At 69.2% G+C, this 19953-nt stretch carries 21 protein-coding genes; 7 read left to right on the forward strand and 14 right to left on the reverse strand.

Going from position 1 to position 19953, the window contains the following annotated elements; translation table 11 throughout:
• Positions 1–3 precede the first annotated feature (3 nt).
• Both ACWDOP_RS03160 and ACWDOP_RS03165 read right to left on the reverse strand, forming a co-directional pair.
• Positions 4–963 carry an alpha/beta hydrolase gene (locus ACWDOP_RS03160; RefSeq protein ID WP_456343677.1) on the reverse strand — a complete coding sequence of 320 codons (960 nt, stop codon included), beginning with the start codon at positions 961–963 and terminating at the stop codon, positions 4–6.
• Positions 964–1103: 140 nt separating this feature from the next.
• On the reverse strand, positions 1104–1997 hold the full coding sequence (locus ACWDOP_RS03165; protein WP_454206963.1) for a DUF4437 domain-containing protein: 894 nt from the start codon (positions 1995–1997) through the stop codon (positions 1104–1106).
• 83 nt (positions 1998–2080) lie between these two features.
• Here ACWDOP_RS03165 and ACWDOP_RS03170 point away from each other — a divergent pair, with 83 nt between their 5' ends.
• From ACWDOP_RS03170 to ACWDOP_RS03180, 3 genes are read left to right on the forward strand one after another with little or no spacing between them, the layout of a single operon-like run.
• Positions 2081–2641, forward strand: coding sequence for a TetR/AcrR family transcriptional regulator (locus ACWDOP_RS03170; RefSeq protein WP_456343678.1), 561 nt, complete (start codon positions 2081–2083; stop codon positions 2639–2641).
• 39 nt (positions 2642–2680) lie between these two features.
• Complete coding sequence (locus ACWDOP_RS03175) at positions 2681–3424, forward strand: maleate cis-trans isomerase family protein (protein ID WP_456343679.1); 744 nt, start codon at positions 2681–2683, stop codon at positions 3422–3424.
• Positions 3424–4275 carry an HpcH/HpaI aldolase/citrate lyase family protein gene (locus ACWDOP_RS03180; protein ID WP_456343680.1) on the forward strand — a complete coding sequence of 284 codons (852 nt, stop codon included), beginning with the start codon at positions 3424–3426 and terminating at the stop codon, positions 4273–4275. Before ACWDOP_RS03175 ends, ACWDOP_RS03180 begins: the two co-directional genes overlap by 1 nt.
• A gap of 90 nt (positions 4276–4365) precedes the next feature.
• Here ACWDOP_RS03180 and ACWDOP_RS03185 read toward each other — a convergent pair whose 3' ends face one another.
• From ACWDOP_RS03185 to ACWDOP_RS03225, 9 genes are read right to left on the reverse strand one after another with little or no spacing between them, the layout of a single operon-like run.
• Positions 4366–5109, reverse strand: a complete 744-nt coding sequence (locus tag ACWDOP_RS03185) for a maleate cis-trans isomerase family protein (protein ID WP_456343681.1) — start codon at positions 5107–5109, stop codon at positions 4366–4368.
• The gene (locus tag ACWDOP_RS03190) at positions 5106–5756 is read right to left on the reverse strand and encodes a hypothetical protein (RefSeq protein ID WP_456343682.1); all 651 of its coding nucleotides are present in this window, start codon (positions 5754–5756) and stop codon (positions 5106–5108) included. The genes ACWDOP_RS03185 and ACWDOP_RS03190 overlap by 4 nt, the downstream gene beginning before the upstream one ends.
• Positions 5753–6523, reverse strand: a complete 771-nt coding sequence (locus ACWDOP_RS03195; protein ID WP_456343683.1) for an SDR family oxidoreductase — start codon at positions 6521–6523, stop codon at positions 5753–5755. Before ACWDOP_RS03195 ends, ACWDOP_RS03190 begins: the two co-directional genes overlap by 4 nt.
• Positions 6520–7428: a hypothetical protein gene (locus ACWDOP_RS03200; RefSeq protein WP_456343684.1), complete on the reverse strand. Its 909-nt coding sequence runs from the start codon at positions 7426–7428 to the stop codon at positions 6520–6522. The genes ACWDOP_RS03195 and ACWDOP_RS03200 overlap by 4 nt, the downstream gene beginning before the upstream one ends.
• Complete coding sequence (locus ACWDOP_RS03205; protein ID WP_456343685.1) at positions 7425–8123, reverse strand: hypothetical protein; 699 nt, start codon at positions 8121–8123, stop codon at positions 7425–7427. Before ACWDOP_RS03205 ends, ACWDOP_RS03200 begins: the two co-directional genes overlap by 4 nt.
• The gene (locus ACWDOP_RS03210) at positions 8120–9241 is read right to left on the reverse strand and encodes an aromatic ring-hydroxylating dioxygenase subunit alpha (RefSeq protein ID WP_456343686.1); all 1122 of its coding nucleotides are present in this window, start codon (positions 9239–9241) and stop codon (positions 8120–8122) included. The genes ACWDOP_RS03205 and ACWDOP_RS03210 overlap by 4 nt, the downstream gene beginning before the upstream one ends.
• Before the next feature lie 12 nt (positions 9242–9253).
• Entirely contained in the window at positions 9254–10213 is a 960-nt protein-coding gene (locus ACWDOP_RS03215; protein WP_456343687.1) for an alpha/beta hydrolase family protein, read from the reverse strand.
• A gap of 26 nt (positions 10214–10239) precedes the next feature.
• A complete protein-coding gene (locus ACWDOP_RS03220; RefSeq protein ID WP_456343688.1) occupies positions 10240–11043 on the reverse strand; it encodes an oxidoreductase in 804 nt (267 codons plus the stop codon).
• Positions 11044–11088: 45 nt separating this feature from the next.
• Positions 11089–12693 carry a nitrilase-related carbon-nitrogen hydrolase gene (locus ACWDOP_RS03225; RefSeq protein WP_456343689.1) on the reverse strand — a complete coding sequence of 535 codons (1605 nt, stop codon included), beginning with the start codon at positions 12691–12693 and terminating at the stop codon, positions 11089–11091.
• A 256-nt stretch (positions 12694–12949) separates the two neighbouring features.
• Between ACWDOP_RS03225 and ACWDOP_RS03230 the strand changes: the two genes are divergently transcribed.
• From ACWDOP_RS03230 to ACWDOP_RS03240, 3 genes are read left to right on the forward strand one after another with little or no spacing between them, the layout of a single operon-like run.
• Positions 12950–14080, forward strand: coding sequence for a hypothetical protein (locus ACWDOP_RS03230; RefSeq protein WP_456343690.1), 1131 nt, complete (start codon positions 12950–12952; stop codon positions 14078–14080).
• Positions 14077–14679 (forward strand): neocarzinostatin apoprotein domain-containing protein, encoded by a 603-nt coding sequence (locus tag ACWDOP_RS03235; protein WP_456343691.1) that lies wholly within the window; start codon positions 14077–14079, stop codon positions 14677–14679. Before ACWDOP_RS03230 ends, ACWDOP_RS03235 begins: the two co-directional genes overlap by 4 nt.
• Positions 14680–14681: 2 nt before the next feature.
• The gene (locus ACWDOP_RS03240; protein WP_456343692.1) at positions 14682–15260 is read left to right on the forward strand and encodes a neocarzinostatin apoprotein domain-containing protein; all 579 of its coding nucleotides are present in this window, start codon (positions 14682–14684) and stop codon (positions 15258–15260) included.
• A 54-nt stretch (positions 15261–15314) separates the two neighbouring features.
• Here the strand turns inward: ACWDOP_RS03240 and ACWDOP_RS03245 are convergent, their stop codons facing one another.
• Positions 15315–16292, reverse strand: a complete 978-nt coding sequence (locus ACWDOP_RS03245) for a helix-turn-helix transcriptional regulator (protein WP_456343693.1) — start codon at positions 16290–16292, stop codon at positions 15315–15317.
• Between the two features lie 61 nt (positions 16293–16353).
• Between ACWDOP_RS03245 and ACWDOP_RS03250 the strand changes: the two genes are divergently transcribed.
• Entirely contained in the window at positions 16354–18600 is a 2247-nt protein-coding gene (locus ACWDOP_RS03250) for an ATP-binding cassette domain-containing protein (protein WP_456343694.1), read from the forward strand.
• A 426-nt stretch (positions 18601–19026) separates the two neighbouring features.
• Here the strand turns inward: ACWDOP_RS03250 and ACWDOP_RS03255 are convergent, their stop codons facing one another.
• Complete coding sequence (locus tag ACWDOP_RS03255; protein WP_456343695.1) at positions 19027–19305, reverse strand: hypothetical protein; 279 nt, start codon at positions 19303–19305, stop codon at positions 19027–19029.
• A gap of 180 nt (positions 19306–19485) precedes the next feature.
• The gene (locus tag ACWDOP_RS03260) at positions 19486–19875 is read right to left on the reverse strand and encodes a hypothetical protein (protein WP_456343696.1); all 390 of its coding nucleotides are present in this window, start codon (positions 19873–19875) and stop codon (positions 19486–19488) included.
• Positions 19876–19953: the final 78 nt, after the last annotated feature.

The raw sequence follows: 19953 nt of genomic DNA on the forward strand, positions 1-19953 counted from the left end.
GGCTCAGTAACCGGTCAGGACGCGGGCGGTGGGCGCGGCGGCGATCGGCGCGCCCGCGGTGGCGGGGTAGTAGTCGGACGTGTTCGTCCCGGTCATGTAGTCGTGGGTCCACGCCAGGGCCAGGGTTCGAACCGCGGTCGCGTTGACGGCGGACGGTGTGCCGCACAGCAATTCGCCGAGCAAGTCCGAGCTGTCGCCTTCGGCGTCGGTGTGTGCGCCCGCCTGCAACTCGACGCCGACGAACGGGCGATGCAGCCGGGTGCGCACCGCCAGGGTGCCCAGGCCGAGACTGTTGCACGCCGACGGTGGTGCGGAGATGGACAGCACGGGCAGCCGTGTCGCGTCGAGCGAGGTCAGCGCGCGGTCGATGTTGTCGCCGATGAACGAGCGCACCGGGTCCAGCAGCACCAAACCCCGTAGTGCCGTCCAGGTTTCGGGGTGCAGGGCACGCAGGAGGTCGGCGACGAACAGCACGGCCTCCGCACCGGCGGAGTGCCCGATGAACACCAGATCGGTCGGCAGGGCGGGGGCCGGCCGCTGCGCCCTGCGCGCGGCGTCGGCGAGGCTGGCGGCCAGCGGTCCGGTCGCGTCGCCCGCGCCGCCGAAAAGCGCCGTCACGTTGCGCAGGAATGCGGTGTTGTCGCCGAGGTTCTGCAGCGTGCACCCGGTGAAGTTCATGAACGGCAGGCTGGGTGCGAAGACGAGGTAGCCCGCGTCGGCGAACGCGGTCGCCAGCGCGGCGACATTGGCGTTGGTGCGGGCGAATCCGTGCTGGAGCCAGATCAGCCCGGTCGGCTCGCCGTCCGGCAGGTACCAGGAGGTGTCCTGTTCCAGCACCCCCGCGGCGCAGGGGATGGCGATGGTTCCGCTGAGTTCGGTGGTGGCCGCCGCGGTGGCTCCGGTGCACAGTACGGCGGTGAGCAGGGCGGTGACGGCGGTGAAGGCCGGGCCTCGGTGGAACATGGTGACTCCCACGGCGATTGCCTGTTTCCCTTGAAGAAACGGCGTTTCGTTTATTGGGTGACAATTAGGGGGCACGCGCGGGGTGCTGTCAAGCCGAACCGCCTCGCCGCCGACGACACGACCGCGCGTACCCCCGGGGCCTACTGGTAGGACGGTGTGGTCCACGGCCCGATCGAGCGCGAGCGGACCGGCTCGATGTACCGCGGGGACATGCTGTGCGGGAAATCCGGACCCCAGTTGGTGGCATCGCCGGACATGACCACGCTGGCGTTATCGGTGTACCAGTCGACCAGATCCGCGTCCGAACGCACGATCCAGGTACAGCCCCGCTCGGCGTCGGCGGTGAAGTCCCCGTGCCGAATTCCCTTGGGTCGCCAGAAATACGTTCCCGGCCACATCTTTCCGTAGTTGTAGTCGAAACCCCCGTCCAGGCAGTACGCCTCCTCGCTGCACGGGTGGTGTGCCAGCGGCTCCTCGCGCCAGCCGGGCTTGGCCTTGATCAGCCGGGTGTAGAAGCCGGTCTTCTCGTCGCGGTGCAGCAGCTTGATGTACAGCCCGGGCACGGGGGTGCCACCCAGGTCGAAGCGCATCGGACTGCCGTCCTTGACGTCGATCCACGGCATAGCGGCGGTGTCGAGCACGGTGAGCCGCTGGTCGGGACGCACGGAGTCGAGATCGGCGTCGGCCGGGTCGAACCGCCAGTCGCCGTGTTCGCGGCACAGCAGGATCTCGGTGCCCGCGGTGACCGAGATGGCCGGGGTGAGCACCCCGGCGGGCGCCATCCAGAAGCCTTCGGCCCCGAGTTCGGTGTCGCCGATGGTGACCGACCCGGACAGCACGAACCATTCGGTGTCCGCGTGATGCACCCCGGCCGGGCGGGACCAGTCGCCGGTGAAGCGCACCTTGAGCGAGGCGGACCCGTCCTCCTCGTCATAGCTGAGGTTGCGCTGTTCGGCTGTGCCGGTGGCGTTCTGGAATTCGGCGAGGTGCCAGATCAGATCTTTCTCGTCGACGAGTTCTACGTGTGGACGCATGGGGCGCTCCTCGGAGAAGAAGTATTTCCGATACGGAATGTACTGCTTATCAATAACCAAAACAAGATGTATCGTTTATTGCTGTGAGCCGACCTGGACGCCCCGCCGGACCCGCGACCGAGACCGAGGCCGCGGTGCTGACCGCCGCCCTGGAACTGCTGCTGCGCGAAGGGGCCGTGGCGCTGACTCCGCAACGCCTGCATGCGATTACGGGCGTCTCGCGCAGCACGATCTACCGGCACTGGCCCGGCCCCCGGGCCTTTCTGGCCGCGCTGATCGAGGTCGCGCCGCATCCGCCCGCTCGACCCTCCGGCGACCCGGTCGCGGACCTGCGCGCCGAAGTCGACCTGCTGTGTGATCGCCTGCGGGACAAGCCGGTCGCGGCGTTCCTGCGTGCACTGGTCACCGCCTCGGCGAGCGATCCGGACTGCGCGCTGCTGCGCCAGCGCTACGTCATGGACCTGCTCGCTCCCTTCCGTGCCGCGGTGCGCGTGGTCGGCGTCCACGGCGACGAGGCCGTGGAAGAGGTTGTCATGGCGATCGTTTCGCCGCTGCTGGTGGACGCGCTGCTGCTCGAGCGACCGGCCGACCGCGATCGGGCGCAGCGCGCCGTCGACGATTTCCTGGCCCGGGTCGCCTCCTGAGGGCACCATCCTGATCGAAACTCCGCGAAGGACGGTCGAATGACCAATGTCGTCGGTACGCGCGCCGTCTTCGGCGTGATCGTGCCCAGCACGAATACCGTTGTAGAGCACGACTATTGGCGTGCGGGTCTGCCAGGGATCGCCTACCGGGCGGGGTCGATGTACATCCCGAACCCGGTGATGGGCGACGACGCGGACTTCGAGGCCCTGCTCGGGCAGATTCGCGCCTCCATCGATACCGCGGTCCGCGATGTGCTCACCGCCGAGCCCGACCGGATGGTCATGGGCATGTCCGCAGAGACCTTCTGGGGCGGGGCCGAGGGCAATGCCGCGTTCGAGCGCCGCCTGCGCGAGCGCACCGGGCTACCGGTGACCACCGGTGCGAGTTCGTGCCGAGCGGCGCTGCGCGCGTTGGGATGTCGCCGGATCGCGGTGTTCTCGCCGTATCAGCCCATCGCCGATCGCGAGGTCGGCCGGTTCTTCACCGAAGCCGGCTTCGACGTCGCCGCCATCACCGGCCTGCGCTGTCCCACGGCGATGGATATCGCCAGGGTGGGCGACGACCGCCTGCGGCGAGTGGTCGCCGACCTCGATGCGCCCGGTGTGGAGGCGATCGTTCAGGTGGGCACGAATCTGTCGTTCGTGAACCTGGCCGTGCAGCTGGAGTCCGAACTCGGCAAGCCCGTGGTCGCCATCAACACCGCCACGCTGTGGCACGCACTGCGCCAGCACGGTATCGATGATCGCGTCGAGGGCCTCGGTGCGCTGCTGCGGGAGCACTGATGCATCCCGCGGCGGCCCCGGTGCGTTCGGCGCTGTACGTCCCCGGCAACCGGCCCGAGCTGTTCGACAAGGCGGCCGCCGGTCCGGCCGATGTGGTGCTCCTGGACCTCGAGGACGCGGTACCCCTGGCGGACAAGGAGTTCGCCCGCGAGCAGGTGGCTTCGTGGCTGTCCGGGCGACCGGCCGGGCGGTCGATCTGGGTCCGGGTGAACCCGGGGGAGTTCGGGCACGACGACCTCCGGGCGGTGGCATTGCCCGCGGTGAACGCGGTGTGCCTGGCGAAGACCGAATCCGCCCGGCAGGTTCGAGACGCGGTGCGCGTGCTGCACGACCACGAGCGCGTACCGGACCGCATCGGGGTGTGCCCGCTGCTCGAGAGCGCGACGGCGGTGCTGGACGCGCGCACGATCGCCGCCGCACCGCGCGTGGCCCGGCTGCAACTGGGTGAGGCGGATCTGTGTGCCGAACTCGGCGTGACGCCGGGCGCGGACGAACGCGAACTACTGTGGGCGCGCAGTCAGGTGGTGCTGGCCGCGGCGGCCGCGGGCATCGCCCCGCCGCTGGGGCCGGTCCGTACGGACTTCCGCGATCTCGAGAAACTGCGGGAGTCCACGATCGCGCTGGCACGCATGGGATTTCGCGGCCGCGCGTGCGTACACCCGACGCAGGTGCCGGTGGTGAACGAGGTGTTCACGCCCACCACCTCCGAACTGGACCGAGCACGCGCGATGGTTGCCCGCTTCGAGGACGCCGCCGGCGGGGTGGTCCTCGACGAGGATGGGCGCATGGTCGACCTGGCCGTCATTCGCCAGGCGCACCGGCTACTCGGATCGGTTGGCGGACCGCGCTGACCGGGCGCAACCCCGCCCGGATCGGATGCTGGCGGACCCGCGCCGACCGGCGCGGGCTCGGGCCCCATACCGCGGAACCGCGCACGGCGATCAATGCTCGCGCAGCAGCCCGCCCACGCCCTCGATGCGGTCCTCGATACCGTTGTCGCGAAGCGCCATCCACCAGGTCGCGGCATTGATCGCGATCACCGGCTTGCTCAGCCAGCGCTCGGCCTCGTCGGCCAGGCGCACCATCGACAGGTTCGTACCGCACTGCACGAGCGCGTCGATGTCGTCACCGTCGACCTCGAGCAGCGCCTCCCGCAGTTCGTTCTCGCCGACATGGGCGATGGAAACGGCCGTGGGACAGCGCAATCCCCGAATGTTCTTGACCTCGAACCCCAGTTCGCCGAAGAACCGCACGACGTTCTCGTCCCCGATGGGCTGATACGGCGTCACCAGGCCGATCCGTTCCGCGCCGTAGAGCTGCAGCGCGCGCCGGCATGCCTCGGCCCCCGTCGCCACCTCGAGCCCCGTCGCCTGCTGGATCTGCTCGATGAACTGGCGGTTGCCTTCGATTCCGCCCCAGAAGGTTTCGGCGGACATGCCCATGACCATGTAGTCGGGTTCGCAGGTCAGCACCCGCGCGCAGGCCCCGCCGATCTCGGCGCGGATCTGCTCGAGCAGCCGGGTCATCCCCGCGTCGTCGCTCATGTTCTGATCGCGGATGTGGATGCGGCTGAAGTGGGAGGTCACGCCGGGCACCGTCATGCGGTAGAAATCCGGTTCCACGATGGTGTTGGTGGAGGGCGCGATCACCCCGAACTTGCGGCGCCAGCCCAGGGCGTCGGTCATCGGATCATCTCCTTGCCGGTGTCGGCGGTCGTTCGGGCCGTGGCCGAGATGCGCCACGCGCCGATGAGGAAGGCGACCTGGGCGACGGTGTTGCACGACTGCTCGACCCATTGCAACGCCACCGTCTGGTCCTCGCGCGAGGCCAGCGGCCCGAGGATGAAGAACCCCAGCAGTTGCAGCCCGAACAGCCCGGCGCTCACCGTGTCGCCCTGGGAGCGGGCCCGATCTATCAGGTAGACGCCGGTGATGGTCGCGAAGACCGTGGTGCTCACGAGCATGGGTATCGGGTCGCGCGCGGCCACCGCGCCCAGCGCGCAGAGCGTGAGCAGCGCCGGCACCGTCACCGCGAGCCAGCGCGGCGTCGATCCCTGCCGCAGCCGCGCCAATTCCAGGCACAGCACCCCGAATCCGAGCGCGAGGAAGGGAAACAGCATGCCGCGCAACCACGGCAGATCCGGTCCGCCCGCCGCGGCGATGAGTTTCGCGGTGGCCTTGGCGAATCCGCCCGCGCCGATCAGCACCGCCGCGGCCACCGCGCGAGCGGGCGGCACGATGCGTCCCAGCAGCAGGACCCCGGCGGTGGTGAACAGCACCGGCACGAAGTCCTCCACCGCGAGGGACACCGGGTAGTCGACGTCCGCGCTCATCCGGCGAACAGATCGCGACGCCGGAACGGAGCTGCCGCGAACCGCCCGATCACCTTCGGCGTGGTCAGCCAGCGCACGTGCGCGCCGTTGCGGGCGCGCGAGACCGCGCGTTCGGCCAGCCACGGGGCGACGGTGTCCACGGTGTCGGCGAGGATGTTGAACACCTTGCGCGCCTTGGCGAGTTCGGCGGGGTCGTCGTAGCCGTGGGTGAGCAGATCGGTGGCCACCATGCCGGGACTGAGCAGTCCGGCCGAGACGCCCGGCGGCGCTTCCTTGCTCAGCGCCCGGGTCAGGTAGGTGACCGCGCGCTTGCTCGCGCCGTAGGCGGCCAATCCTGGCACGGTGCGGCCGTCGCTGCCCAGCCCCTCCATGTTCCAGACGTGCCCGCCGCCCGCGTCCGCCATCGCCGCCACCGCCACCGCGGATCCATTGATCACGCCCAGCAGATTAGTGGTGATCACCTGCTGCGCTGTGGCCGCGGGCAGCTCCCACAGCGGTTTTCGATCGTGGGAGATGCCGGCGTTGTTGATCCAGATGTCGACGCCGCCGAATCGGTCCGCGGCCGCGTCCCAGAGGTGCCGCAACTGCTCGCGGTCGGTGACGTCGGCGGTCAGCACCACCGCCTCCCCGGACAGCTCGGCCCGTACCTTCTCGACCCGCTCGGGATCGGTACCGCAGATCGCCACCCGGTGGCCGCCCGCGAGCAGTGCGCGCGCCATCCCCAGTCCGATGCCGCGGGTGCCGCCGGTGATCACGACCGTGCTCATGCTCGCTCCAGGGTTCCGTGCATGACCGCGGTCAGGCCGTTGTGCTCGAACAGGTGGTAGACCACGGCCATGTGCCCGCCCGCGCCCATGCCGGGTTCGGCGTCCAGCATGAACTCGCGGCCGTGCAGGCGACGGCCGTCGGCGGTGTGCAGCCGCACGAAATGCGCGCGGCCGTAGGAATTTCCGTTGCCCCAGATGTCGGGGCCCTCGTGGAACGAGCGCACTCCGTCCCGGCGCACGGTGAACCGTGAACTCGATTCCATCGCCCCGGAGATGGTCAGCCGGTGGTCGGCCACCACCAGGCTGACCGGGTCGATCTCGAGCTCCATGCGGACCGGTCCGAGCGAGCGCTGATCGACGCCCCACAGTTCGAGCTCGCCGGCGTAGCGGCTCTTGTCCTTGGTCGGCACCCGGAAAACCGTGGCACCGCACCGTGTTTCGTGTTCGACGCGGGCCTCGGCCAGGTCCGGGTCGCGGGTGTACACCCCGTTGAAGACCCCGACCATCGCCGGACCCTGGTACAGGACCGACGAATACACCTGGGTGTCGTCGATCGTCTGATTCCATGTGTTGAGCGATACCTGCCAGCCGGGTCCGTAGTAGTTGGCGTCGACGAACCCGCCGTAGGGCTGTCCGGAGCCGAAGAAGTCCGGGCCGGTGTAGACGCGGTCGCCGCCGGTGTCGAGCACGCCGAAGGCGAACGGCGCGCCCAGCGCGAAGCGGCCCGCGAGCGGCCCGCCGCCGGTCAGGCCGCCGTCCATGTAGTAGGTGGTGGTCCCGTCCGTGTGGACCGAGGATCGCCGGATGTCCTCGAAGCCCTGCCAGGTGCCCGCGGCGTCGAACAGGGACGGCCGCCCCACCCACTCGCCGGCGATGCGCTGCTGAAAGGCGCTGGGCGCGTTCATGCCACCAGCTCCCCGCGCACGCGCTCGCACTGTTCGGCCCCGAGCAGCCGGGTGACCTGCGCCCAGACCGGATCGACGGCGGGGCTGAAGAGATTCGCGCGGTTGGCGCGATCCCGGCCGGGCAGATCGGCCTGCACGGCGGGAACGCCCTTGTCCAGCAGCGTGAGCCAGTGCGCGAGGTAGGCGTCCACGGTCTCGGTGAGTTCGCCGAAGGCTTCGGAGGTGGCGCGGCACACCAGCATCCACGGTGACATCATCGCGCGCTGGCGCGGGCCGATCGCGGCGGGGGAGACACCCGTGAGCTGCCACGCCTGTTCCAGCAGTGGCGTCAGCGGCAGGAACGCGGCGTCCAGGTAGTCCAGGTGCACCGCCAGGTCCGCGCGGGGAATCAGGTCCAGGTGCATGGCGTAATACTCACCGGCGAACACCGAGTCCAGCGTGAAATGCGGTACCGCGGAATCGCTTCCGGTGAACGCGAACACCATGTGGCTGTCCAGGCCCAGCGGCGGGACCACCAGATCGACGGTCACGGCCTTGTCGATCGGGCCGCCGCGCAGCACGCGCAGCCGGCCGACCGGGTCGGGGGACATCGCACTGGTGAGCGGGATGTCCTCGGTGGTGTCGAGGTGCAGCGCCGCGGTCAGGGCGTCGAGTGTGCGCTCGCTGAGCGCGGTGGGCAGGCTGGTCGTGGTCATCGGGGATCGCCTCCGGTTCGGGCCTTGTGCACCCAGGCACTGGCCAATTCGGGATTGTCGCGGCGGCCGGGGGAGGGGATGACGGTCGCGGTGCGGCGGGGCGCGTCACCGGTGATGATGTCGTCGCCGCCCACCCACCAGCCCATCTTGATCAGTTCGAGCCGGCGGCGCCGGTAGGCGACCTGCAGGGCGTCGCTGCGCACGTGCAACTCGTCGGACAGATCGAACGGCAGCAGTTCGGGTCGCTGCGCCTCCACGACCGGCCGGTCCTGCAGCAGGATCTTCTCGATCCGCTTGCGGGTGTTGGCGTCGGCCCAGTCCCCGGTGAAGAAGTTCCGGAAGCCCAGGATCTTGATCAGCGTCTTGTCCTGGGAGAGCGGGATATTGAAGTCGTAGAGGATCAGGTCGCCGATCGGCAGGCGCACGTGCAGCTTCACGATGTTCGGCAGGTACCAGGCGTTGGTGACGGTCACGTACTCCGGTCGCGGCCGGCGCCGGGCCAGCACGCCCCACAGGCCCTTGGGCAGCGGCGGGCTCAGTTCGATATCGGCTTCGGCCGACCACTCCGTTTGCCGCACACGGAAATCCGGGATCTCCGGCTTGTCGGGGTTGCCGAAGGATGTGCCGTGGACGAACGGGGTGTGCGAGGCGTCGACGACGTTTTCGAAGGTGCGCTCGTAGTTGGCGTCGATCACCATCTCGTACTGCACGGCCTTGAACGCGGGATCGCTCCACTGCGGGAGATCCGGGATCGGCGGGCGTTCGGCCTCGGGCAGATCACCGAGGAACGCCCAGACCATGCCGTCCTGTTCGCGGGTCGGGTAGTTGTCCACCCGGGCCTTGCGCGGGATGTTCCGCTCGGCGGCGTTGGCCGGGATGCGCACGCACGCGCCCTCGGCGTCGTACTGCCAGCCGTGATACGGGCAGGTGATGCAGTCGCCGGTCACCGTGCCCATCGACAGCGCGCCGCCGCGGTGCACACACAGGTCGGACAGGCACACCACCTTCCCGGCCTGTGTCCGGTACAGCACGAAGTCCTGTCCCAGGCAGGTCACCTTGCGCGGTTCCCGGGTGACCTGATCGGCGAATTCCACCGCGTACCAGAAGTTCTTCAACATCGTCGGGTGCTCCTATCGGCGAATCAGCGTGATGCCGGTCTCGGGTGGCTCGTCGCCGAGCCGGGCCAGTGCGGTTTTCGCCGCGGGATCGCCGCGCAGGTGCGCGTGCAGGAAGAGCGTGGTGAGACGGGCGAACGGCGCGACCGCGTCGATCCCGCCGGGGCCGTCGAGGAAGGCGCGCGCGGCCGTCGGGTCGGCGTCGGCGATGCCGAAGTGATTGGCGCCCGGCACGACCGCCAGCAGATGCTCACCGGCGGGCAGCGCCTCGTCGAAGGTGCGCCGCACGGGGTCGGGGCGATCCGCGCCGTCTTCGCCGTAGCGGTCCGCGCTGCCCCGGATGACGCCGTCGTCGTCGCCCACGCCCAGCAGCACCGGGCAATTCACCTGGGCCGGCAGCACGGTCCCGGGATCCCAGCCCAGCATGGTGGCGACCATGGTGTGCGCGCCCCAGGCGAACACCGCTGCTACGGAGGGGAAGTAGCGTGCGGACTGCAACACGACGGTGCCGCCCGCCGAATGCCCGCCCAGGGCAACCCGTTCCAGGTCGAGCGCGCCGCGCAGGGGTGGTGAAGCGTTCAGCTCGGCCAGCGCCTCGAGTATCGCCCCGATCGCGGGACAGGTGGGCCGGGTGCCGTAGGCGTCGGGGCGAGCGGCGTCCAGGTCGACCCCGGGGGTCAGACCCCGCTGCCCGCCGAACAACTCGGCGACCCGATCCATGGTCACCACCGCGTAGCCCGCCTCGGCCACGGCGGTGGCGTAGCGGCGGTAGGAGTCCTGGCCGACGTTGACCCCGGACAGGAACACCACGACCGGCAGCGGGGTCCGCGCGGGATCGGGAGCGAAGACGCCCGTCAGCCGTTCGGCGTCGTCCCCGCTCGCTGTCGCCGGGTAGTACACCTTGAGATGTGCGGTGTCGAAGGGGGATTCGCCGCCGGTGCGTGCGGCCCACCACAGGGATCGAATCAGGGCCATGCGGTCCTGCCTTTCAGGAAGAGCGTTCAGGGCCGGGGTAGTTCGCGGTCGCCGCCCCAGAGCGCGCGTACGAGCCGGTTGGTGAGTTCGGGTCCGAAGAGCCGCTCGCCCATGACGTTCGCGGGGTCGCGTTCGGCGATGTTGCGCCGCACGGCCAGATCCCGTGCGGCCAGTGCCGGACGGTCTTCGGCCGCAACGGGTTCGGCCGTCGCCACCCAGCCCAGCCACTGCTCGACGCGGGCGGTGAGCAGGTCCGCGACGGTGTCCAGATTGGGCCGGGTCGCGGGGAAGGAGTAACAGTGCGCGGTCGGTGACAGACTGCCTCGAATGAAGCCGGTGCGGCTGGTGAACCAGGTGAAGTCCGGGTGCTCCTGCTTGAAATCGAGCCAGGGCGCGTCGTTCTCGGCGTAGTAGGAGTCGAAATACGCACCGTCGCCGATGATGTCGCCGCGCGGAATGGCGTCCACGTAGAACCAGCCCTCGGGCCACAGCAGCAGCGCCGAACCGAAGTGCGGTACCCGGATCTGCGGGCCCAGCCACGCGGTGAGGTGCAGATTGACGAATCCGGTTCGGGGATCACCGATCCAGGAGTGCACCAGCCAGTCGATCTCGGGTCCGGAGTAGGCGGCGAGGCTGCCCGCGGGGCCGGTGGCCGGGTCGCCGTAGCTTTCCAGGTCCTCGGTGCTCGGATCGCGGACGAGCTCGAAGCGCTCGGCGATGCGGGATCGGAGGCCGGTCAGCAGGTCGCGCCACTCCTGGAACGTCGCGGTGACGTCGGTGCGGGGGTTCTCGTCGACCATCTGCTCGACGTGTTGCACGGTTTCACTCATCTTCGCTCCGGTCGGGTTGTGCGGGTCGTTGTTCCGTGCGCCTTCTCATCGCTGCCCGGTCATGGCGTCCATGGGCCGGCGGGGTCGTCCGGCGACGAGGTCGGTGCCCCGGGAGACCAGCCGGTTGACGGCCTGGGCGGGGCGGATCGTCGCGCGGACGGCGGTGGCGCCCGGCGGGACCGGGGTGACCTCCGGGTGGCTGATCACGCCGGTGAAGGGGCCGCGCCAGGCGGACCACAGGGTGAAATCCGGGCTCAGGCCGTAGATTCCGCCGACCAGCGCCCGATCGGGGGCGAACCCGGCGGCGACGATGTTGAGCCGGTTCTCCGCCGATCGCTCGGGCAGGCCCAGCCGCAGTTCCCACTCCTCGCCCGGAGTGTGGGCCACCGCGACCACGTCGGCGTCCTGCACCGCGGCCAGGCGGAAGGTCTCGGGGAACAGCGCGTCGTCGCCGACCACGAGCGCGAGTCTGCCCCAGGGCAGGGCGAATACGGTGAGCTCGTCGCCCGGTTCGGTCAGCCACGGATGGCGGGCGGTGGGGTGCAGTTGCGGCTGCCGTCCCGCCACTCCGCCGGCGTCGATGAGTACCCCGTGGTGTGCGCCGCCCGCGCGGAGCGAGGTCACCACGCGGCAGGACGTATTCGCGAGTGCGCGAACGATTTCCGGAACGGTCACCGCGGCCAGCTCGGGCAGCACGATCAGATCGAGGTCGGGGGCCATGCGGGCGATGGCGTGCGGATCGGGGACGCTGACGGCCGCGGTGAGATGGTCCGCACCGGGGGCGGCGTTGCGCAGGGCGTCCGCGCGCAACGGGGTGTAGATCGCGGGCCTGCGCGCGGCGATCACGTCGGTGCCGTCGGGCCGGTGTTTGTCATCGGCGCGGGTGAGGTCGATGTCGGCGAAGACGAGGGCCTCACCGGCGGCCGGCGCCATGGCCACGCAGGTCCCGTCCGGTGCGACGATCTGGCTTTCCCCGGCCCCGTGCAGCCGATCCGGGGGCACGCCGAGCCGGTCGGCGATCGCGGGCAGCTGATCGCCGGGCAGCAGCGGGCCGATCTTGTTGGCGGCGACCACCCAGACCTTGTTCTCGGCGGCGCGCACGGGAATGTGCAGGCCCGCTTCGTCGATGGCGAAGGAGTTGAGGCTGTTGAGCAGCAGCTGTGCGCCGCGGACCGTGAGCGAGCGGGTGACCTCGTTGATGACGCCCTCCATGCAGGCGTACATGCCGATTAGGCCGAGGGGGGTCTCGATCACCGGGGAATCGTCGAGTCCGGGGTCGAGGTAATCGTTCTCCGCGCCCATCAGGATCTGTTTGTCGGATTCGCCGAGCAGGGCGCCGTCCGGGCCGAAGAGCAGGCTCGTGCCGGTGGTGCGGCCGTCGTCGCGGGCCAGGGTGACGCCGATCTTGACGTAGATCGCGTGGCGACAGGCGCGGTCGGCGATGGCGGTGAGGAAGGGGTCCTGGATTCGGCAGGCCATTCGGTGCGCGTGAACGCGGTCGTCGTACCAGGATAGGTGGTTACAGAACTCGGGCAGCACCACGAGTTCGGCTCGCGCGTCCGCGGCGGCGTCGATCATGCGCAGGCAGGCGTCGAGGTTGGCCGCGACATCGGTGCCCGCGGCCAGTTGTGCGGCCGCGACTCGGATCATCCGCCGGCCTCCTTCGGTGTGGGATTCTGTTTCGTACATCGAAACAGCGTTTCCAATAGAGCCGATTCTGTACCCGCGTCGGAGTTCTGTCCAGCGCTGGTAGGGATTTTCACGTTCCCGAAATCCCCGGTAACCGAAGTGCCTTGTTGCCGTGTTGTTTCGGCGCGGCCCGGCCTTGACACCCGATTGCGGTGCGGGTTCAATATGGCAATTCCGAAACTGCGTTTCCATCAGCGAAACGCCAGAGGAGGGTGACATGGTGACCTCCGATTCGTCCCGCGCCACCGCGGCGCTGCTCGTTGCCGGGATGTTCGCCGGGCCGGTGGCGGGCGGCGCGCTGGTGCTGCTGGCCAAACCCTTCGGCGGGCTATTGGGAATTCCAGGCGCGGTCGTCGGCTACATTGCGCTGACCGCGCTGCTGTGCGCTTGCGGCGCAGCGCTTCTCGGTCCGCGGCTGACACTCGCGCCGCGTCGTGCGGGACTGTTCGCCCTGGTGAGCGGCGCGGCCATCCTGATCGCCGCGAGCGTGACGCACGTCGGTGTCTTCACCGCCGCGGTGCTGATCGCCGCTCTGGCCGCCGGTCCGGTGCTGGGGTGCGGGCGGGTGAGCGCGGTGGCACGGGGCGGGCGGACGCTCACCGGGTGGCATCTCGCGCAGTGGGGCGGGATCGGCGTGGCAGCGGGGGTGGCGGCACTGTCCGACACCGCGCCCGCAACCGCCTTGCGGGTCGCCGGAATCGCCTGTGTGCTACTGGGCTCGGTAGTGCTGCTGCCAGAATCGGTTGCCGCGCAAGCTGTTTCCATTCGGCGCGGATCAGACGGTGAGTCAACCTCACCCGGGTGGAGCAGGAGGCTGGTCGCCGGATATGCCGGCGTCGGCCTCGCGGTGGGCGGCACGGTGCTGCCGGGCCTGCACCTGTTGCTGTTCCGTTGGAACGCGCTCGATGCCGAGCAGTGCGTGTTGCTGCTGCTGGCGGTGGCGCCGGCGACCGTGGTCGCCGCGCTGCCCGCTGTCGAACCCGATGCGGTACCCCTCGCGCTGATCATGGCGGCCGGGGGAGCGCTGCTGATCGCGACCGCGCCCGGCCGAGTCACTCTCACGCTGGGCCTCGCGGTGACGCTGGGCGCGGCCGCGTGCGGTGCGCGGGCGCTGGATACCGCTGCGGGATTAGTTGTTTCGCCCGCGCGGGCCGTGTACACCGGACTGCTGTCCGTGCTCGCGGCCCTGGCGGGACTTGGTTTCGTCGCGCTGATCGGTGCGAGCGCCGGTACCGGAACGGGTGTGACGCTGCTGTCGCTCCCGGTGCTGCTCACCGCGCTGATGTGCGTGCGCGCCCCACGACCTTTCGCGCCCGCTCGCCTCGCTCCGGAAGGAAACACCCCGTGATCCGTCCCGCCATCGCCCGAGCCCTGACCGTGCTGGCCGTAGTCGCCGGTGCGAGCTGGCAGCCGTCGCTCGCCGCCGCCGATTCCGGTGCGGCCATCACCATCTCCGTGGATACCGATCTCACCGAGGGCCAGCGGATCACCGTGGACGGGCGCGGTTTCCGGCCCGGACTCGCGGCCGTGGCCGTCGGCCTGTGCAAACAGGGTTTCACCAGCGGCATCAAGCACTGCGATCTCGAGGGCGGCGCGACCTTCGTCAACATCTCCGGCGACGGCACGTTCCCGACGGTCACCCTCACCGCGCATCAGCGCTTTCACGACATCGATTGCGGCACACAGCCCTGCGTGATCGCCGCGGCGCCGCTGCCCGGCAGCGAACCCGCCGCGGTGATCGAAGCCAATTCCGCACAGCTCGCGGTGGTGTTCCAAGGAACCCGCCCGCCCGCGGCGGCGCTCCCCGCGCCCGCCACTTCCCGGGACGACGACGTCTCGGGTCCCTCGACGCCACTGTGGACGGCCACCGCCGTCCTGCTGGCCCTGGTTTCCGCCATCGCGGTCGCCGATCGGCGGCGGTCGCGAACGTCCCCGGAGGAGAAATGACAATGAGAAGACTCGATGCGCGGGTCGCGCTGCTCGCGGCCGCCACCGCGGCGGCCCTGACGTGCGGCGCTCCGACGGCCACGGCGGACCCCGTGCTCCAGGCCGATCAATCGACGGGCGTTGCCGCCGGCCAGTCGATCACGGTCACGCTCGCCGGCCTGCCCGCGAACCTCCCGAGCGTCGCCGTCGGCCAGTGCAAGCCGCAGATCGTCTCGCCCGCGGACTGCAACCTCTCGGGCGCCCTGCTCGGCGCGGCGGACGCGACGGGCGCGTGGCAGCCCAACGGCGGCAAACGCACCCTGGTCCTGGCCGCCTCGGTCGGCGCCACCAACTGCGAGTCCGCCCCCGGCGCCTGCACCCTCAGCGTCACCAGCCTGACCAACCCCACCCAGATCCTGACCTCGATCCCCCTGACCTTCGGCGGGGCGCCGGCTCCCACGACCGCACTGGCGGCCCCGGCGGCCACCGAGGACAGCGACGATGGCAGCAACCTGGGGTGGATCCTCGGCGGTGCCGCCGTCGTGGCACTGGCCGCCGCGTTCGGCATCGCCCTGTGGCGGCGGGGCGCGAGCTCGCGCTGATCGGAAGTCTCTGCGGCGGTACCCATCCCCGGCCGGACGGGTACCACATCCGTCCTACGTGGGCCGGGGCTCGGCGGACCGGTGCAGCCGGTCGGCGAGCCGGACTGCGTGATCGCGGAACTCGGCGGGCTCCTCGATAGCGAATTCCGCGCCGATCATTCCGACCTGGAGAATCAGCCAGTGGAACGAATCCACCTGGACGATCAGGCGGCAGCGGTCCTGCCCCAGGGACTCGATCTCGCAGTCCTGGAATTTGAGGACGTCCGCGACGGCGGCGGCGGAGGTCTCGATGGTGATGACCGCACGGTGGCGGCCGGCGCTCAACCCCGCACGCAGATACTCCGCGCCCGACCGGGCCGGCAGTGGGCGCGGGGTGAAATGGCTTGCGGTGGGCACGATCGCGTCGATCCGATCGAGGCGGAAGGTACGCCAGTCGCCCGCCCGGACGTCCCAGGCCAGCAGATACCAGCGCAGGTGGAGGTAGACCGTGCGGTACGGCTCGGCGCGGCGGTGGGAGGTCTGTCCGTCCCGGCCGAGGTAGGTGAAGGTGACGTATTCGTGCCGGGCCGCCGCGGTGCCGAGGATGGTCAGTGCCTCCGGTCGCACCGCCGGTGCGTTCTGTGGTGCGGCCTCCACGGTTTCGCGCAGCGCGACAACGGCCGGTCGCAGGCGATGCGGCAGGAATTGGTCGAGTTTGCCGAAGGCACGGTCGGCCGCGGGGGCGAATCCGTTGCCGCGTACGGGTTCTCGTGGGGCCGTTGCACCCAGCAGGGTCAGGCCGACCAGCGTGGCGACCGCCTCGTCGTCGTCGAGTACCAGCGGCGGCAGGGTCCGGCCGGCGGCAAGTTGATAGAAGCCGCTGGGCCCGGGCTGTGTCGACACCGGGTAGCCGTACTCGCGAAGCCGTTCCACATCGCGGCGCAGAGTGCGCGGGCTGGTTTCGAGCCGAGCGGCCAGTTCCTTACCGCTGAACCGCCGCCCCGTCTGGAGCTGAGCCAGCAGTTCGAGCATACGACGGGTCACATCGGCCATGGCTCCATCATGCCGCTGATTGCGGCCAAGATCCGGCCACATCTGTCGATAGCGTCGAATCATGACCACATTCGCGCAACACCGCTCGGTCCGCATTCGTGGCGCCCGCACGAACAATCTGCGCCGGATAGACCTCGATGTGCCGCGCAACAACCTCGTCGTCTTCGTCGGCGTTTCCGGATCGGGGAAGTCGTCACTGGTCTTCGACACCATTGCCGCCGAAGCCGGATATCAGGTCAACGAGAACTACCCACCGTTCGTGCGCAATCGGCTACCACGCTGGACTCGGCCGGAGGTGGAACACATCGAGGGTTTGTCACCGGTGGTGGTCATCGACCAGCGGCGACTCGGCGCCAATGCCCGCTCCACCGTCGGCACCATCACCGATGTGTACAGCTATCTGCGCCTGCTGTTCTCGCGGATCAGCACCCCGCACGTGGGGGAGTCGAACCACTTCTCGTTCAATGATCCGGCCGGAATGTGCCCGGCCTGTTCGGGATTGGGGCAGACGATGTCCACCGCCGTCGAGCGTGTACTGGACCTGGACAGGTCACTGGAGCAGGGTGCGATCCTGTTGCCGGGCTTCGGCGACGGGCAGTACTGGTACCGGCAGTATGCCGACATCGGCTCGTTCGACGCGACCACTCCGCTGCGCGAGTGGACCGAGTCCGAACGACAGGCGCTGCTGTACGGAGGAACCGCGGCGACACGGCTGAGCACCCGTCCCCCGAAGGACTACGAGGGGGTCATCGAGCGGTTCGAACGGGTCTACCTGCACACCGCGGACGATCTCTCCGAACGTAAGCAGGCCGTGCTCCGGAAGTTCACCCACACCCGGCCGTGCCCGGACTGCGGTGGCGATCGGTTGAACGCCGCCGCCCGCTCGGCCCGGGTGCTGGGCCGCACCATCGTCGAGATGAGCGGCATGGAGATCACCGAACTCGCCGAAGTGGTTGCGGGCGTCTCGGATCCGAGTGTCGCATCGGTGGTGGCCGCCCTGCGCGAGCGACTCATCGCGCTCACCGATATCGGACTCGGCTACCTGTCGCTGGCCCGGCCCACCGGCACCCTCTCCGGCGGTGAATCACAACGCGTCAAGACGGTGCGGCATTTCGGCAGCAGCCTCGTCGAAATGCTGTACATCTTCGACGAGCCCACCATGGGTCTGCATCCGCATGATGTCTGGTCACTGACCGGGATGCTGAAACAGTTGCGGGACAAAGGGAATACCGTGCTTGTCGTCGAGCACGATCCCGAGATCATGCGTATCGCCGACCGGATCGTGGAAATCGGGCCGGGAGCGGGGACCGCCGGCGGTGAGGTGATATTCGAGGGACCGTTCGACGCGCTGCGCACCGCCGACACCCCGACCGGACGGGGATTGCGAGAGCACCGCATCCGACGCGAACACCGCACTCCCACAGGCAAGCTGCGGATCGACAACGCCGAGCGAAACAATCTGCGCGGGCTCACCGTCGATATTCCCACCGGGGTGTTGACGGTGCTGACCGGGGTCGCCGGATCCGGGAAGTCGAGTCTGGTAGCGGAATTGACCGATCGCCATCCCGCCACCGTCGTCGATCAACGTCCGGTCACCACCAATCGGCGCTCGACGCCGATCACCTATGCCGGTATCGCGCCCGCTGTCCGGCGGCTGTTCGCCACCCGCAACGACGTGAGTCCCGCTCTGTTCAGCGCGAATTCGGCCGGTGCGTGCCCCGCCTGTACGGGGCTCGGCGTCAGCTATACCGATCTGGCCTTCATGGACGGCCAGGAAACGGTGTGCGAAACATGCGGCGGACGGCGCTTCACCCCGGAGGTACTCCGGTACACGGTGGACGGTCTGACCATCGCCGATATCGACGACCTCACCATCACCGAAGCCGCGGCGCGCCTGCGGGAACCGGGGGTCGCCGGACCGCTGCGCCGTATCGAGGAAGTCGGCCTGGGCTACCTGCGCCTCGGACAGTCGCTGACCACTCTCTCCGGCGGCGAGTGCCAGCGGCTGAAGATCGGCAAGGAACTGACCCGCCGCGGCGACAACACCCTCTACGTCCTCGACGAACCGACCACCGGCCTGCACCTCTCCGATATCGACACCCTGCTGGAGCTACTCGGCACCCTCGTCGACAAGGGCAACACCATGGTGGTCATCGAGCACAACCTCGATGTCATCCGCCAGGCCGACCACGTCATCGATCTCGGACCCGGGCCGGGACGCCACGGTGGGCAACTCGTGTTCGAGGGCACACCCGAGCGGCTCGCCACGTGTCCGGACTCGAAAACCGGTCGCGCTCTGCGGCGTTGAGGACAACGGGGGTGTCTGGGTCTGCCCCGCAGCGTCATGGGTTCGGGCGGTCCCGGCCTGGCCACACCTGAAAGTTCGCCAGTGCTGGGGTGTTTCAGAGACAGCAGATCCCTCCCGGTTAATGCTCGAGCAGGGGTCTACAGAGGCGATATGGTGCGCTTCTTGGAGGAAACACCCGTGCTGCCTTCGCCCGATTTCCTGCGTGCGGGGATCGACTCCCTCATTCCGTCCCGCAGGTCCAGGTCGTCGGATTCCCGCCCAGCGGCCTGAACAAGTGCTACCGGTCCAGCGACGGTAACTGCGCCCTGGGCGGCAGGGTCCTCGGATACCGCGCCGGTCGAACCGGCCGGCGCGGGCGAGATGAAGATCAACGGCCCGAGTCGATCCGGGGCCGGGCCGCTCCGTCGCCGATGGGATGATCGAATGTCAGCCCTGGCAGCTGGGAGCGGCGCCGCATGGGCCGGGGCGGAAGGCGTCCGGGAACAGGAACACGATAAGATTGATCACCCAATTGTCTTCCCCGGCACGCCGATTGAACAGGTCCAGCACATCGGACGAGCCATCCGCGGATCCGGATGAGCCGGAATATCCCGCTACCCCCTGTACGACGGCGGGCGCGGTGTCCGCGTGCGCGATCGCCGGTGTCCCGACGATCGCGAGCGCGAGGGCGGAGGCGGCGACGAGTTTGGTCGCGGTTGAACGCATCGGAACTCCAAACACGATAGAAACATTGACGTTTCAAACTGTAGGTAGTGAGTGGGTCCCGTGCACGCCCGGAAAAACCGGGGCTCACCGGGTCAGCCACCCCTGAACCGCCTCGGTGCTCGAGCACGCGGAGTGATTGCGGCGGCTCGAACCTTCGATGCGCGGCGACGTGGGCGGAGTTCAGTCGGTCGTGCCGCCCGAGTGCGCGATTGTGCCGACGCCGCCGATCCGGATCGTGACTACGTGCACGATGCCCCAGGCGAGGTCCCAGTAGATCTGCCCGTTCCGGTCCCGCAGACCGTCTGGATACCCGGCATGGACACACGCGGTGGCGCACTCGTCGGATAGCTCGCGGAAGGCGAGGTCGAAGGTGAGGTCGATTGCCTCTCCACTCGCACGCAGCCGGCGAGACAGTTCAGCGAGACGATCGGCCAGATCGTGCCTGCCGAGCTGGACCATATGCTGATGGGCCTCGAACAAGAGCTTGTCCAGCGCGGCGAGCGCTCCCTCGACCGCGGCGGGGTCTTTCCTCAGCTCGTGCAGGCGATATCCGTTTACCTCGAATGTCACCCGTCGAGTGTCACACTGCCCCGGGGAAAACCGGCAGCCGATTTCTCGCCTTCCATGAACGCACGAAAGTGCCGAATT

It is taken from the genome of Nocardia sp. NPDC003693, from assembly GCF_053981095.1.